This window comes from Mesorhizobium bavaricum, assembly GCF_056781655.1.
Genome location: NZ_CM165566.1, coordinates 6,598,243 through 6,613,007 on the forward strand (window position 1 = coordinate 6,598,243; position 14,765 = coordinate 6,613,007).

A 14,765-nucleotide genomic window follows, 5' to 3' on the forward strand; every position below is an offset into this window, starting at 1 on the left:
TCGCGACAACGGTTCGACCGCGTCGACGGCAAGGAATTTGCACAAACCGACGTGCGAGTCAACTGATTGTATAATCTACGTACACAACTGATGTACAGAAAGAGTACAATCGATTTGGAGGGGCCGCCGATTTAGAGGGGCCGCGACGACTCGCGGTCGAGTCCGCTGCCCAAGTCAGGCGTTGATGATCAGACGATGCGTGTCGTAGATAAGCTGCGTGAATGTTCCGGCTGGCCACGGCATCGCCGATCCGGAACAAGCGAAACCGTTTCTCAGGATTCCGCTAAGTAGCCCAACGGCAAGAAACGGAACCGCAATATTTAAGTCTCGCTGCCTGGGAAATGTGCTTCGGCCTCATTCGGTTCAGACAGGTTCACCCGAAAAAGGCAGACCAGTCCTGACCTTTCGAAAGTCAGCACCACTCGGCCCCCGGAATCGGAGTCGAATATGCGCTCCAGAAGCTGGGTGCCAAATCCCTTGCGCTCGACAGGACCAACGGTTGGGCCCCCGGTCTCTCGCCATTCGAGTTCAAGTCGGCGTTGGTGTTTTTGACCATCAAGCTTCCAAGAGATCGAAACCCTGCCGTTCGCATTCGACAGCGCCCCATATTTGATTGCATTCGTCGTAAGTTCATGAAGCCCGAGAGCACATGAAAGGGCGACGTTGGGCGGAAGCCAAACCTTCTCTCCGCTGATTTGAAAACGTGCGATCGGAGCATGTGGCTTGATCGATGCTGCGATCAGATCATGGAGATCGGCGCCGCTCCAGTTCTTCTGCGTCAGGATATCGTGTGCCTTCGCCAGCGAGATCAGCCGGCTGGACAGGGTCCGTCCTGCCTCGGGCAATGTGGTTGCGTTGCGGATCGTCTGGTTGGCAATGGCCTGGACCACCGAAAGCGTGTTCTTGACGCGGTGGTTCAGTTCGTTGACCAGCAGTTTGCGATGCTCTTCGCCGCGTTTGCGGTCGGTTATGTCGAGGCTGATCTGCACGGCACCAATTATGCTGCCGCCTGGGCTGCGGATCGGACGCGCGCTCGAGAGCAGAAAGCGCTCCACGCCCGACGGAAGCGTATAGGCGAATTCTTCGTTGTCGGTCAGTTCTCCGCGCATTGCCCGACTTAGAGGCCGGTCCTCCCGGCTCACGGTATGGCCGTCCTTGACCGCCACGGTATTGATCACGAGGTCGGGCGCGCCAAACGATTTGCGGGCGTCGGTCGGCAAACCCATGAGTTCCGCCGCGAAGCGATTGCGAATGACCTGAAGGGCTTTAGGGTCATAGGTGAACCAGACTGCCGCCGGCACCGTCTCCAGTACGGTCTCCAACTCATACCGGCGCTCGGCGATGGCGCCCTCTGCAGCTACCAGCGCCTGCGCAATGGCACCGAATTCGGCAACCGTGGTGGACATGGGCTCAACTGTGCGGCCCTGCCCAAGCGCCTCAGCGCGGGCGGCAAGGTCGGTGGTCGCTCCAGTGAAGCGCTTTCCAACGACGTATCCGAGGGCGGTCGACACAAGAAGCGCCAGGAGGCCGATACCGCAAATTGCCGCGAGCGAGCGCCACAGCGGCGCCTGTACCTCCGAAAGCGGCACATTGGCGGTATAGAACCAATCGGAATAGGAGGATCGGTAGTAGCCTGCCAGCAGCGTGGTGCCCTCGAAGTTGCGGGATGTGAAGCTGCCGGAGCGGCCAACGATTTTTTCTAGATATTCCGGCAATCCGGGCTTGCCGGTCATCTCCTGATGCGACCTGGAACGAGCCACGTAACTTCCGTCGCGATCTCCAACACCGACCGTCCAGCCTTCAGGCACAGCAGGCATCATCACATCGCGGATGTGCGCGGTTGGGATAGAAATCGAAAGGACCAGGTCTTCGCCCGTCGGAGCCGGCACCCGTATGGCAACGGCGATGCGGTGGTTTTTGGAATCCCTGCCGGCAAAGACATCGCTGACCAACAGTCCAGACGCTCTGAGTTTCTCCATATCCCCTGCCGGAATCGGTTCGACCGGCGGCAAATCTGCGCCGTATCCGATCGCTGTATTCAACAGTTGATTGCGACCTAAATCGCGCAAGACGATGATCCGGTCCGTCCCTTCGACCAGGCTGAGCGCCTCGCCGCGGAAAGCCTCCAGATCGCCATTGGATAGAGCAGGCGATTTCGACAGGCCGTTGAGAGTCGTTTGGAGATTGGCCAGTTCACCCTCGACGACGAGCGAAACCTGCCGGGCGGTTTGGCGTGCGTCCTGTTCGAAGCGGGACCGCTCATGCACAGCATATTGGACCAGTTGATAGGCCGCGAAGAGCCAGACGGGTATCACCGCGGCCGCGATCAGGCCAAGCAGGTGAGATCGAGCCGATCGACGAGGCAAATGCTGTTCCCCTGCCGCCTCAGAAACTTCGCCAACCATAATCGCAAGCCTGCGGACAGCAAGCGTTAGTTCAAGCGAACGCAGCGGCGGAAAACAGAGGCTATGTTTGCAAGCCGTATCCCGACCGGGCAGGCTTTTTGGTCTGCGGCAGCGCGTATTTGCTCCGGCTCATCCAGATTTTTGGTAGGTGCGCCGCCGTCTGAGAAGGCTCGCAAGCAACTTTCGTCCGCCCTTGCGCGGGACAAGATCGACATCGCTCACCAGCTTTGCGCCACCCTTGCGCCGCTCCAAGGTGATCTTTCGGCTATGGAAGGCTTCCAACTCGACCCGGTGCGCAACACTTATGATGGTGGCCGTCGGCAATTCTTGGATGACGGTCTCCATCATCTTGTCCTGACTCTTCTCATCGAGTGCTGCCGTCGCTTCATCGAGCACGATGATATCTGGGGCGTGCAAGAGGAGGCGCGCAAATGCGAGCCGCTGCTTTTCGCCACCCGACAGGGTCTGGTCCCATGGCGCGTCTTCCTCGATCTTGTCGCTCAGATGACCGAGTCCCACCTTGTCAAGCGCGGCCCTGATTTCTTTCAGCGTCCAGTTGTCGGCTGCACCGGGATAGGCGGTCGCACGGCGAAGCGTCCCCGAGGGGATGTAAGGACGTTGCGGCAACATGAACATTCGCTTGTCAGGGTGGAAATTGACGCTGCCGCCACCCCACGGCCACAGGCCCGCGATCGCCCGCACCAGCGTGCTCTTGCCTGAACCGGATTCGCCGGCGACCAGCACCCGCTCACCCGGTTCGATCGCGACCTCGGTTTCCCTGACCACGGCACTGCCATCGTCAAGCGATACGGAGAGATCGTTCAGGCTAAGTATTGCCTCGCCTTCAGTTTCGCCGAGGGTGATGCGCCCCAAGGCGTCGCTCTGCTCGGCGCGCTCGAGTCCATCGAGCGACATCATCAGCGAGGCGATGCGTCGCGCGGAAGCGTTCCAGTCGGCAAGGCGCGGGTAGTTGTCGACCAGCCATCCAAACGCGCCCTGCACGATGGCGAAAGCGGAGGCAGCCTGCATGACCTGTCCAAGGGTCATACTGCCTTCGAGAAACTTCGGAGCGCAAAGCAAGACCGGCACAACCGGAGCAAACAGACTCGACCCCTGCGACACCAGAGCGGTGCGCATGTGCTGGCCCGTCAGCAACGCCCATTGCTTGAGGACATGGGCGAAGGTCTTGTCGATGCCACTGCGCTCCTCTTCCTCGCCGCCGAGCAATGCAATGCTCTCGCCGTTTTCGCGCACGCGCGTTAGCGTGTAGCGGAATTCGGCTTCGGTCTGGTTTTTCGCCTCCGAGAGTTCGACGAAGTGGCGGCCAATGACCACCATCGAAGTGGAGGTGATGGCGGCATAGATCACCGCGGTTACAACGAGGAAGCCGGGAATGGTGACGCTCGAGCCTCCCATCGGCAGGGTGAGCGCACCGCCGATCGTCCACAGCACGACTATGAAGGTTGAAGCCGACAGGAATGCGGAAATGACACCGGCAATGAAATCGACGGGCGACTCCGTCGCAATCCGCAAATCCTCAGCGATGCGGGCTTCGGGATTCTGGTGGTCGCCGCTGACCAAGTTCAACTGATAATAGCGGCCGTTGGCCAGCCAGCGGCCGATGACCGAAGTTGTAAGCCAGGAGCGCCAGCGACGTTGAATCGTCATGCGAAGGAAGACCTGTGCCACGACGAGACTTGCGTTTCCGGCCACGAGCGGCAGGAAAGCGACGCTGAGGAAATAAACGGTGTGGGCGTCGCGGTTCTCGATGGCGTCGAAAATCGCGCGGTTCCAGACGTTGATCCCATACTGGAAACCGACGTTGATGACGATCAGGGCCAACAGGCCGATCGTGCACGGCCAAGCGAGCCGGTCGCCATGCCGGCTCCAATAACCACGCGCGCTGATCCAGAAGCGCGTCAGGAGGTATTTCTTGCGCGTCTGCTCGGCCTCTTCGGGCGTCAGCTGTGGATCTGGTTCGATAGCTTCCGGCGGCGGCGCGGCCTTGCTGACCACCTCGGACGCGACTTCCACGGCAGGCCCCTCCTGCCGACGCGACGCCCTGGTACTGCGTGGTTTGGCACCGTTGGTCGGTTTCGGTTTGGATCTAGGAGACATGCGGCCGACAACGGCTTAGAAATCAAAAGGTTTCATGACATCAGCATGAGGCCGCAGGCGCCAAGGCTGGTTATTCGTAACAGGCTCGCTATGTTCGTTCTCGAACAACTGGCTTTATTTGCCGACAACTCGCCGCTGGTCTGCTGCATCGCGCCATTTAGGGCCGATGAAGCCGCGTGCAGATCGCCGTCAAGCATTCGACTTTCAAAGGCCGCCGGGCCAATTCCTCGAGTGACGCTGCGCCGGGTGCGCGGAAGGCGTTGTGCCGCGAAACATCGTCATCGAGAATATGGATTTCGGCGACAGGGCTTTTCGCAGCCAAGTCGAGAAGACGACCCAGTACCGCCCAGCCCCGGACAAGCGGTTTAGGCTTAGTTCTCCGCAAGGTTTGGGATCACTGGCTTGAAGAGCGCCCAACCGCCGATGGCGGGAGGTTGTGGGTCGACGTTTATGCTGACTTCCGTCACCAGCTTCCGGCGAAGGGCCATAGTATAGTCGCTTGGGCCCTTCGGGGTTATGACGAAGGCTTGCGAACCGCCAATGACCGATTGGGCGAAATAGGATGCCAATGGTTGTTCAGGATTCTCATCTTTTGCTGGAATGGCGATTGCATTGATTGTGTATCCCTTGGCAACGGCGTTGAGCCTGCTCGGCTGAACAGGAAGTCCGTCGTTGTTCTCACCATTGGAAGAGATGTCGATTACTTTCTTGGCCGCGTTTCCAGGGAACTGGTCGAGCAGTAGGCATCCGACGTCGATGGCCGCGGAAACGGATGTTCCGCTTCGCCCTCTGCGAATATGGCCCGTATCTCCTTTCTTGCTGATCACCGACGCAGCCGCCTTGGCATCTTCCAGCCCGCAGATATTTGTCCACGGCAGCACAATGCGTGTGTGCCCGGGACTCGACCATTCAAAGTAGGCCACGCTGATGCAGCCAACGTAGTTCCGCGTGATGGCCGCAATGATCTCTGGCGAAGTGAGCGCCGCAGCATGTCCCTCGCGCTGCAGGTCGGCAATCTCCGGATCAATCGAGGACGAGAAATCGACCGCGAATACGATGGCAACATCGACGTTGGCCGCGTGTGCCTGCAGCCCCCAAAACACCGAAGCGGCAAGCGTTCCCGCCAGTCTCAAGTATGAGCTGGCCTGCTTTGCCGACCCTCCGGCAGATCGTTTCAACGGCTTCAGAAAGTCCCCGCGTACCGCCCGCGCCTGCTCGCGGAAGGAGACCGCTGCAGACAAGGCACCTACGTCCTGATGCGCACTTCCGAACATCTCATTCTCCATCTCGACAACCGGTCGTTTTCAAAGCTGCCATTTTCAACATGTGGAAATTTGGCGAGGGGCCTTGGTCCCGCGGCGTTCGGTTCGACAGTGCGACGGACAGGATCGCACCGAGAATGATCGCGGCACCCAATGCGCCTGCCGGTGAGTTCCGTTCGCCGAGGAAGATCGCCGCGCCCAGCGCCCCGAAGACGCTTTCGGCACTGACGATCACGGCGGCATGACTGGCGGGAGTGAAGCGCTGGGCGGCAATCTGTATGCCGAAAGCGATAGCGGTGGAGAACACGCCGAGGACTGCCAGTTCCGGGCCGGCAGCAAATGCACCGGCCAGCGACAGGTTGCCTTGCAGTGCCCCGAGCGGCAGGGCGAAAGCGGCGGCGCCGAGGAACTGGGTCGCCGCGGCCGTGAACGGTCGCGCGTGGGCCTGCATGTGCCGGCCAAGCTCGACCATCCAGAGCGCATAGCAGGCAGCCGACAGGATGGCGGTGAGATCGCCGCCGCTGAGACCGGCCATCCCACCGGACAAAAGCAGGGCACCGAGCACGGTCAACCCGGCGGCGATGGCAAGGGCCGCTGTCGGACGTTCGCCGATGAGCAGCCAGGCGGCCAGTGGTGTCATCACCGTTGCCGTGCTCACCAGGAAGCTTGCATTCGTGACCGTGGCGCCGAGATAGCAAAGCTGCTGAAGCGTGATGGAGATGGCAAACAGCACACCCACCCTGGCCAGACTGGAGAAATAACCCGGCCCGGCAGGCAGTCGCCTTTCGATCAAGACAAAGGGCAGTACAAGCAGCCCACCGATCAGGCAGCGCAGGCCGACGGCACTCAGTGCGTCGAGATGAGCAAGCACTGTCTTTTGCGCGACATTGCCGAGGCCCCATAAAGCAGCTGCAAACAGCAGCAGCAAATTGGCTCTAGTCTTGGACACCCGCCACCCCCTCGAGCCAAAGCCTGTTGCTGGCTCGGTCGCCATAGTTTAGCGAAGCCTAATTGACCTTGCGTCACGACAGCGCTTGAGGGCGGGGCGCTACAGTTTGCGAAGCGTTAGTTTTGAGTTAGAATTTCGTCAGGCTGGGAGAGCGAATGCAAAATAAGAATAGCAGCGCTGCAAATAGAATCTCGCTCTTCGGCGGTTTCCGGATCGAAAATGAAAAGGCGGATCCGCTCCGGCTGACAGGGAAACGGGGTCCCGCGATCATTGCTTATCTCGCCCGGTGTCCGGGCATGGTGGCGACCCGGGAGAGACTGGCTGATCTGTTTTGGGGTGACAGCGATAGCGAACACTCGCGCAATAGCCTGCGGCAAACCCTCAGCGTCTTGCGCCGGGATCTGTCGCGAGCAGGTGTGGATCTCATCCATTCCCGCGGGGAGTTGATTGGCCTTGCGCCGGACGCGGTTCGGGTTGACGTGGCGGAGTTCGAAGCAGGCCTCTCGGCTCGTTCCGTGTCGGAACTCGAAAAGGCTCTGGCGAACTATACCGGGCCATTCCTCGACGGGCATTATCTGGGAAGCAATGGGTTCGATGACTGGGTCGCATCCGAACGCGACAGGCTGCTGAGCCGCGCACTCGAGGCTTTCGAGAAATTGGCACGCCTCGTCGACGCGGAAACCGGGGTCATCCTGGTTGATCGCGTTCTGGCCATGGAACCGACGCGGGAAGAATCCTATCGGCTCAAGATGGAATTGCTCCTCGCATGTGGCCAACGCGACAGGGCGATCAGGACATACGAGGCTTGCAAAAGCATGCTGAAGAAGGAGTTTGGGGTCGAAGCCGGCCCGGAGACGCGAGCGCTTTGGCAATCCATGCTGTCTGCTGCCGACACGGCGTCAAATATGCAGTCGGCAAGTGGTATTCCGGCCGGCCAGCGTCTCGGGCGCCCGTCCATCAGCGTTGCCGACTTCATCAATCTGACCGGAAAGCAAGGCGACGACTTTTTCGCCAAGGGACTCGTCCAGGACATCACCACAGCCCTTTCCGAGGTGGCCGACTATGTCGTGCTCTCTGCGCTTCCGTCCATGGAGAAGAACGGCCCAGGCGATGAAGCCAAAACGCCGGGAATGCGCCGGGCGCGATATATGCTCAGCGGCAGCGTCCAGAGATCCGGCAATGGGCTGAGGGTGAACGTCCAGCTTGTCGATGCCGCTGGCGGCCACAACGTCTGGGCCCAGAAGTTCGACGGCCACTCCGAGCACGCGCTGGAATTCCAGGACAGGATCGCACAGTCTGTTGTCCTGGCAGTGATCCTCGACCTTCAACTGACCAATTGGAAAGTCCGCGACAAGAGCCCGCCTGGTCCTCCTGAAGTGCGCAGGTTGGTGAACGAGGCTCTCATGAAGTATTTTGAGATGACCCGGGACTCGCTATCGGTCGGGATAGAGCTTGCCGAGAAGGCTGTCTCGATAGGTCCCGACAACGCTCGTGCGAAGCGGACGCTCTCGATCGTAATTTCCATGGGCGTGGCGTTTGGCTCGCTGCCCCGGGAGCCGGGCCAGATCGAGCGTGCGGTCGAGCTTGCGGAAGCAGCGGTACGGGCGGTGCCTGACGACGAAATTGCCCGCTGCATCCTGTCATTCGCTCTCGAAAGTTCCGGCCGCATCGACGAGGCGATCGCCGAATGCCAACATGCGATCAGCCTCAACCCAAGCTATCCGACCGGCCACGGCGATATTTCGATGCTCTTTGCGTTGCGCGGAGAGGTCAGCGAAGCAGTGCGTGAGGCCAACGAGGCAATCCGGCTCGGAACGCATGACGTAATCGACTTCTGGCGTCACCATGCCTTGGTTGTTGCACTGTTCGCGGGCGGAGACGATTGGCGGGCGCTCGAAGTCGCCCGCAGGGTGGTCAGGACAAAGCCGGGATTCGTTCGCGGCGCCCTCTATTGGGCTGCGGCCGCCGCGGCAACCGGAAACAACGACGAAGCCTCACGGGCCGTCCATCATTGCCTGTCACAACTTCCACATCTCAACCTGGATAATGTTTGCCCCAGCTTTGTGCCACGCTATGTGAAGGATCATCATCACGCGAGATTCCTTGAAATGCTGTCGAGGGCTGGCCTTCCGAGTTCCTGATTCGATCACGAAGAGACAGATCGAGATGGATGCGGTCCGACGGTTCGCTAGGGTCGAGATCGGCCAGCTTCCGGGCCACTTCAGCACCGGTGGTAAGCCCGCGCCGAAACGCTGAGCTTTTCGCTGGCATCCTTGAGCAGCGACAGGCCGCCTGCATCATGCGACGTTCGCATGGTCGCTCAGGCGAAAGCTTCGGTAGGCATCAGGGTCTCGGCAGAACGGCTGCTTTCCTGATCCATTCGACTTGAAGCGGACCGACCGGCGGCCACAGGCTGCCGGGCGGCAAAGCGCCTAGTGTGTCGCGGCCGAGATGTTTTGGTTGACGCTAAAAAAGTTCGTCGGGTCATATTTCCGCTTTACCTCGGCAAGCCGACTGTAGTTGTCGCCGAAGGAGGCGCGGATCATCTGGTCCGCGGGCTCGCTCTGAAAGTTCAGAAGGTGCATGCCGCTCGAATGCGGCTCGAACGCATCAAACATGGCCCGCACCCAGGCAATATGCCTTTCACTTTCGGCCGGATCCGCCCACTGTGCAGTCATCCCGATGTTGTATTCTGCGTTCCGCTGGGCGAAGGCGGAGTCCGCGCGACCGATGCGGCCTGGCGCGCCGCCGTAGAACTCCACGATGCAGGCCGAAAGAGGCGACTCCATCCGATTTCCATGCTCGACAAGCAGATCGATGATCGTGTCGGTAAGCTGGGGAACGAAGCTCGCCTTCCAGTAATTGTGGGTACCGTTCGGGAAAGCGCCGTCCAGCAGCTTCTGCATCGACGGGAAGGGCATTGGCTGGATGGCGTCGAGCAGCGGCGGACCGAAGGCTCGCAGCGGCGCCAGCACACGTGCGCCTTCTTCCCCCTCGCCGCACCAGCATGAGATTATGCCGACCGCCGGCATGCCGTCCGGCGTCGTCAGCATGGCCGCGTAGGCAGTCAGTTCCTCCGGTGCCGTGGCCATGAAGTCGCGATAGAAGCGCAGCACCTCGCCGGACTTGTCGCGGGCGTGAACAATCAAGCCGCCGAGCACCGAAGATATTTGCTGCGCTCGGAAGGTGAAGCAGGTGACGATGCCGAAATTGCCGCCTCCGCCGCGCAAGGCCCAAAAGAGGTCGGGGTGTTCTTCTGCGTTGGCCGTCAGCAGGTGTCCCTCCGCCGTCACCAGTTCAAACGAGATCACATTGTCGCAACTGAGCCCGTGCTTGCGCACCAGCCAGCCTACGCCGCCGCCGAGTGTCAGACCGGCAACGCCGGTCTTCGAGACGACGCCGACCGGCACCGCAAGCCCATGCAGATGCGTTTCGCGATCGAGATCACCAAGCGTGGAGCCGCCCTGCACCCGCACAGTCCGCGTCTTGGGATCAACAAGCACGCCACGCATGGCGGAGAGGTCGATAACGATGCCGTTGTCGCATAGAGCCCGCCCGGCGACATTGTGACCGCCCCCACGCACCGCGACCAGAAGGTCATTTCTAGACGCGAATTTCACCGCCTGGATTACATCGGCAACACCAAGGCAGCGTGCGATCACTCCCGGGTGTCGGTCGATTGCCGCGTTCCAAATACGACGTGCCTCGTCGTAGTCGGCATCAGCGGGCCGGATTAAGCGTCCAGCCAACCCGGAAGCGAACTCATCGATAAGATCGGCGCCAATCGGCATTCCACTGCGGTTTTGAAGCTCCGTCTCTGCCATATCCTCCTCCTCAACCTCATCGCCTAAGCTCAAGCCTCGGGGCAAAAAGTAGCATAACACCAGCTGGCGGGCTTGTGATGCCGAAAACACCTCGATCCGATCAGTGGCGATACCGTCGCAGACGCGCCGCTGTATCTCGTGCGCGGCCTCGCGCGGTCGTCGGTTACCCCAGTCGTTGAGCGCAGGTGTCTCTTGGAGCTCCTTGATTGTGATCTCACAAAGCACACACCAAGATTGAAAACACCGTTCGATACCTCGGCGTGGACATAGAAGATGCACTGACCGTCGCAGAGGGAACTGAAATCTGAACACGGTGGCCGCCCCGGTTCCGGTCTCGGCCGCCATCTGAGCAGTCATGCACGGCGATGCTTGGTGGAAAACGGAAGTCAGTAGATAGGATCACCTACCCGTGTTGCGCATTAGGGGTCATGATCGCATTGTGATCGAGCGGCCCAAAGGGCGAACAACGGGGGCGGCACATGTCGGCGAGTGCTTATGCATTGACTGGATTCATCTCGTGGGCACTGGCCCTGCTGATCGTGATGGAAGTCATCCGGACCTACCTGGTGATCTCTGGGCAAGTCGCGGCAAACGGCTTCACGCCAGATAACGCAGCACTCACCCCCTTCATGCAGCGGTTGGCCCGCGCCCACGCCAACTGCATTGAAGGGCTTCCAATCTTCGGAGGTCTGCTAGGCGTCGCGATCATCATTGCAAAAACAGATATCACGAATCCCCTGGCCTACACGCTGTTAGGCGCACGGATAATGCAGTCGATGATCCACCTCGTCTCCACGACCCAGCTCGCGGTCAGCCTCAGATTCACCGCGTTCGCCGTGCAAATGGTGATCGGTGCGTATTGGTCCTGGATGCTGTTGATCTGACGAGTGCCGCGACTTCAGAACCACGTCGACCAAGACCGTCTGGTCTTGATCAATGCGCCACGCCATCGGATGCGTGCAGGAGTTTCCAGGTCAAGCCGATGCGGCCGTCGAACTGGGATGCAAAATGTTCGGCGGCGACGCCTTCCAGGCCGTCATCCACAAGAGCTTCGATGCTTCGTCGCACCAGCGCGAGTTGCATCTCGCGGGCGTGTGCCAGGTCTGCCTCTCTCATGATTTCCGTGACGTGGTAGGCGAGAACGGGCTGGCCGAGGCAAGATGTGAGCGCGCTCGCTTCTGACGTCACCGCCGCAACTGCATCTTCGATCTTCATTCTGGCGCTCCTCATCAAACATGATGCTGGCGCCTCCCTATGAGACGACGGTGTTCCGTCGCTTCTTTTTCAATTTCAACTTGTCGCGAGTGAAAGTACACGTGCGCGAACAGGAGAATTACCCTCTTGTTCCAGTCTCCTTGAGCAGCCTCGCTACCCAAATCAGTATGCTGCAAAATTGAATCAAAGGCGACCGGATAGTTAATCGATGGTTAATGGCGGCGCTCGCATCTCAGGCGTTCGCGCATGAAACATCGGGCAGGTCTGTTTGCGCCTCCAACAAGCGCCGAGCGGCAGACGCGCTCGGCCGGAGCGTCTAGCATCAGGTGGGTGATCGGTTGGGTCCCAAACCAATTTCCGCCTGCCGCGCTCCACGTTATTGCAAGACGTTCAAATTTGAGCTTCCGCACTCATGCTTTGTCGAGAGTATCTATTGTAGTCTCTTAGCCTTCTGCGCCGTAAGTTTTAGCCGTTTTGAATCGCCGCCGGCGACGATGACGACGAAAATAGGAGAACTCAATGACTCGCAATCACGTTGAACGTCTTGGAGAGTTCAGGGAAATCCTGGTCGCGACTCGACGCGAAGGAGTCCGCAACGTGCACCATACTCGCGACGCAATGCGGGCAAGTGGCTTTCAGATCGGGGACAGCGACGGCTCCAGCTACGGAGCCGAACTGAAGGCGCTCCAAGAGGAAATTGAGGCAGTCGATCGCGCCATAGAAGACGAAAAGCGATTGGCTTTGGCCCTCGAGAGCGCGGATCAATCCCGCCGACCGACTAAACCGAGAATCGTGAAGGGAACATAGAGTCAGGGACAGCCCTTGGCACCCGTGGCGTCGATCGCCTGCAGTATGATGTAGGGCTGGTCGCCGCCGAGGCGAGATGGGTTGCCATCAAGCCAATGCTGCCGAACAAGCCGCGTGGCTTTCCTCGGGTGAACGACCGACGCGCCTCAATAGCATTTTCTGGGTCTTGCGATCAGGAGCACCCTGGCGTGATCTGCCCGAGGCGTTTGGTCGTACACCACATGCTACAACCGCTTCGTCCGCTGGCGGAGGGCTGGTGTCTGGGGCCGTTCGGCATCTATGCGGGCAACAGCGCTGTCGCCGCCAATGGCGTCCAGCTTGTTGCTCGCGCGCGTCCGCCGAATGAGCTGTTGCAGTATTCAGCGCTCGGACGGCGGTGCTGCAGGAAGGGGATGACGAGGGTCAGCGCGGTCACTGCAGCGGATTGCTCGACATCCTCGTCATCCCCCGAGCAAGCTTAGCCCGCAGGGCTCGGCACCGGCGTGTTGAGCAGTTGCTGCTCCCAAAGATACGCGATGCCGCTGCCGCCGAAGTGCTGGATGAGAATCTCGGTCAACTCCTCGACATGCTCGGTGCGCGCCCAATCGCGTTGCCATTCGCCAGCGAGCGCCATCACCGTCATCACGTTCGCGCCGGCCGCGATCATTCGCTGGATGGCAACTTCGTGAGACTCCTTCGAAATCCCGCCCGACGCGTCGGTGATCACGGTCACGTCCCAGCCTTCGCCGGCGGCCTGGATCACGGGCATTGCGACGCAGACCTCGGTCCACAGGCCGGCGATGATCAGCTGCCTGCGGCCGGTCGCCTTGACGACGTTCACCACATTCTCGTCCTGCCAGGTGTTCACCCAGGTGCGATCGATGACTTCCTGGTTCGGAAATACGTCGGTGATCTGCTTAAAGAGAAGTCCACCGCGCGCCGCGATCACGCTGGTGAGAATGGTCGGAACATTGAAGGCTTTTGCTAGCTTCGCCAGCGCGGTCGTGTTGTTGACCACCATATGGGGATCGTGGCTGTTCAGGTTTGCGAGCTGGTAAGGCTGGTGGTCGATCAGAACGAGTAACGAGTCTTCAGGACGAAGAAGCGAATCGAGGCCGTTACGAAGGGTCATCAGGACTTCCTTTCTCTGCCGCCATGGACGGCAATGGGTTCACGGGAGACATGCGCCGGCGGGCGACGTTGCCTGGGCACAATTTGCTGTTCCTGTTGGTGATGCGGTAGTGGCATAGTCGGGCGAGCTGTGTCGCGAAACAAGGAACGCCAGAATGGACATCGAAGATCTACAGACATTCGTCGCAGTGGCCGATGCAGGGGGCATATCGTCAGCCGCGCGCAGGCTCGGCGTCTCCAAGTCAATCGTCAGTCGGCGGCTCTTTCGGATTGAAGCGGAACTTGGCGTCCAGCTTCTTGCACGAACGACCCGCGGCGCCGCTCTCACCGAGGCGGGGATCACGTTCAGGGACCATGCGGCCCGGGCCAGCGCCGAGATCGACACCGCCAGGGAAACGATCCTCCCGACCGGCGACCTTCGCGGCCGGCTGAGGGTTGCCATGCCGCTTACTTTCGGCCCAACCCACTTCGCCCCGGTGATCGCGGAAATGGCGCGTCTGCACCCGAAGCTTCAAATCCATACCTCCTACAGCGATCGCTTTGTCGATCTCATAGCGGAGGGTTTCGATTGCGCGATCCGGAGCGCCTACCTTCAGGACTCCAACTTGATCGCGAAGCGCGTTGGGCCGATCCATGGAAAGCTTGTCGCAAGCCCGGGTTACATCAAAGCGCATGGGTCACCGGAGACTCTGGATGAACTCGTCACCCACCAGGCCCTCATGCAGGGAACGGAACCCTGGCAGTTCATGGATGGCAGCAAGATTGTTACGGTCCAGCCGCAGGGCAAGTTCAAGGCCGACAGCGCCACGGCACTTGCCGCTGCTGCTGCCGCAGGCCTCGGCATCGCCTGGCTCCCAGATTGCATCACATATGAATATGTGGCCTCCGGTGCATTGGTTCCGATCATGACACGCTATCCGGTACCTCCGGGGGCCGCGTATGTCGTACGCCCGCCGGGTCAGCATCCCGCGCGGAAAGTGCGGGTGCTCACCGAAATGCTGACTGAGTATTTCAAAAGCAACCCGGAAGTTTGGGGTCTCGACCCCTAGAACGCGAACCGTTCAAGGCCCTGTCA

Annotated in this window: 11 protein-coding genes and 1 pseudogene; 5 read left to right on the forward strand and 7 right to left on the reverse strand. The window is 60.1% G+C overall.

Annotation, left to right across the window (positions count from 1 at the left end):
- Window positions 1-320: 320 nt before the first annotated feature.
- The 4 genes from AC1RZR_RS31975 to AC1RZR_RS31990 all read right to left on the reverse strand — a co-directional run bounded on the left by AC1RZR_RS31975 (window position 321) and on the right by AC1RZR_RS31990 (window position 6,734).
- Window positions 321-2,405: a sensor histidine kinase gene (locus tag AC1RZR_RS31975; RefSeq protein ID WP_481827117.1), complete on the reverse strand. Its 2,085-nt coding sequence runs from the start codon at window positions 2,403-2,405 to the stop codon at window positions 321-323.
- 129 nt (window positions 2,406-2,534) lie between these two features.
- Complete coding sequence (locus AC1RZR_RS31980; protein ID WP_481827118.1) at window positions 2,535-4,523, reverse strand: ABC transporter ATP-binding protein/permease; 1,989 nt, start codon at window positions 4,521-4,523, stop codon at window positions 2,535-2,537.
- A 371-nt stretch (window positions 4,524-4,894) separates the two neighbouring features.
- On the reverse strand, window positions 4,895-5,797 hold the full coding sequence (locus tag AC1RZR_RS31985; RefSeq protein ID WP_481827119.1) for a DUF1194 domain-containing protein: 903 nt from the start codon (window positions 5,795-5,797) through the stop codon (window positions 4,895-4,897).
- A 1-nt stretch (window position 5,798) separates the two neighbouring features.
- Window positions 5,799-6,734, reverse strand: a complete 936-nt coding sequence (locus AC1RZR_RS31990; protein ID WP_481827120.1) for a DMT family transporter — start codon at window positions 6,732-6,734, stop codon at window positions 5,799-5,801.
- A gap of 155 nt (window positions 6,735-6,889) precedes the next feature.
- On the opposite strand from AC1RZR_RS31990, the gene AC1RZR_RS31995 reads away from it, so the two are divergent.
- Window positions 6,890-8,875 carry a BTAD domain-containing putative transcriptional regulator gene (locus AC1RZR_RS31995; RefSeq protein ID WP_481827121.1) on the forward strand — a complete coding sequence of 662 codons (1,986 nt, stop codon included), beginning with the start codon at window positions 6,890-6,892 and terminating at the stop codon, window positions 8,873-8,875.
- A gap of 291 nt (window positions 8,876-9,166) precedes the next feature.
- Here AC1RZR_RS31995 and AC1RZR_RS32000 read toward each other — a convergent pair whose 3' ends face one another.
- Window positions 9,167-10,558 carry an FAD-binding oxidoreductase gene (locus AC1RZR_RS32000; RefSeq protein WP_477271296.1) on the reverse strand — a complete coding sequence of 464 codons (1,392 nt, stop codon included), beginning with the start codon at window positions 10,556-10,558 and terminating at the stop codon, window positions 9,167-9,169.
- 479 nt (window positions 10,559-11,037) lie between these two features.
- Here AC1RZR_RS32000 and AC1RZR_RS32005 point away from each other — a divergent pair, with 479 nt between their 5' ends.
- The gene (locus AC1RZR_RS32005; RefSeq protein WP_477271298.1) at window positions 11,038-11,442 is read left to right on the forward strand and encodes an MAPEG family protein; all 405 of its coding nucleotides are present in this window, start codon (window positions 11,038-11,040) and stop codon (window positions 11,440-11,442) included.
- A 49-nt stretch (window positions 11,443-11,491) separates the two neighbouring features.
- On the opposite strand, the gene AC1RZR_RS32010 is transcribed toward AC1RZR_RS32005, so the two are convergent.
- Window positions 11,492-11,773: a hypothetical protein gene (locus AC1RZR_RS32010; protein WP_477271300.1), complete on the reverse strand. Its 282-nt coding sequence runs from the start codon at window positions 11,771-11,773 to the stop codon at window positions 11,492-11,494.
- Between the two features lie 519 nt (window positions 11,774-12,292).
- Between AC1RZR_RS32010 and AC1RZR_RS32015 the strand changes: the two genes are divergently transcribed.
- Together AC1RZR_RS32015 and AC1RZR_RS32020 are read left to right on the forward strand one after the other, a co-directional pair.
- Window positions 12,293-12,580 carry a hypothetical protein gene (locus AC1RZR_RS32015; protein ID WP_477271302.1) on the forward strand — a complete coding sequence of 96 codons (288 nt, stop codon included), beginning with the start codon at window positions 12,293-12,295 and terminating at the stop codon, window positions 12,578-12,580.
- Between the two features lie 95 nt (window positions 12,581-12,675).
- Window positions 12,676-12,850: pseudogene (locus AC1RZR_RS32020) on the forward strand (transposase); the annotation flags it as partial.
- A gap of 187 nt (window positions 12,851-13,037) precedes the next feature.
- On the opposite strand, the gene AC1RZR_RS32025 reads toward AC1RZR_RS32020, so the two are convergent.
- Entirely contained in the window at window positions 13,038-13,691 is a 654-nt protein-coding gene (locus tag AC1RZR_RS32025; RefSeq protein ID WP_481827122.1) for a hydrolase, read from the reverse strand.
- A 154-nt stretch (window positions 13,692-13,845) separates the two neighbouring features.
- Between AC1RZR_RS32025 and AC1RZR_RS32030 the strand changes: the two genes are divergently transcribed.
- Window positions 13,846-14,739, forward strand: a complete 894-nt coding sequence (locus AC1RZR_RS32030) for a LysR family transcriptional regulator (RefSeq protein ID WP_481827123.1) — start codon at window positions 13,846-13,848, stop codon at window positions 14,737-14,739.
- Window positions 14,740-14,765 lie beyond the last annotated feature (26 nt).

What these genes read in the sequence shown, in the direction of transcription:
- AC1RZR_RS31995 (WP_481827121.1), top strand. Translation starts at nt 6,890, where the DNA reads ATGCAAAATAAGAATAGCAGCGCTGCAAATAGAATCTCGCTCTTCGGC.
- AC1RZR_RS31985 (WP_481827119.1), bottom strand. Translation starts at nt 5,797, where the DNA reads ATGTTCGGAAGTGCGCATCAGGACGTAGGTGCCTTGTCTGCAGCGGTC.
- AC1RZR_RS32000 (WP_477271296.1), bottom strand. Translation starts at nt 10,558, where the DNA reads ATGGCAGAGACGGAGCTTCAAAACCGCAGTGGAATGCCGATTGGCGCC.
- AC1RZR_RS31975 (WP_481827117.1), bottom strand. Translation starts at nt 2,405, where the DNA reads ATGGTTGGCGAAGTTTCTGAGGCGGCAGGGGAACAGCATTTGCCTCGT.
- AC1RZR_RS32015 (WP_477271302.1), top strand. Translation starts at nt 12,293, where the DNA reads ATGACTCGCAATCACGTTGAACGTCTTGGAGAGTTCAGGGAAATCCTG.
- AC1RZR_RS32025 (WP_481827122.1), bottom strand. Translation starts at nt 13,691, where the DNA reads ATGACCCTTCGTAACGGCCTCGATTCGCTTCTTCGTCCTGAAGACTCG.
- AC1RZR_RS32010 (WP_477271300.1), bottom strand. Translation starts at nt 11,773, where the DNA reads ATGAAGATCGAAGATGCAGTTGCGGCGGTGACGTCAGAAGCGAGCGCG.
- AC1RZR_RS32030 (WP_481827123.1), top strand. Translation starts at nt 13,846, where the DNA reads ATGGACATCGAAGATCTACAGACATTCGTCGCAGTGGCCGATGCAGGG.
- AC1RZR_RS32005 (WP_477271298.1), top strand. Translation starts at nt 11,038, where the DNA reads ATGTCGGCGAGTGCTTATGCATTGACTGGATTCATCTCGTGGGCACTG.
- AC1RZR_RS31980 (WP_481827118.1), bottom strand. Translation starts at nt 4,523, where the DNA reads ATGTCTCCTAGATCCAAACCGAAACCGACCAACGGTGCCAAACCACGC.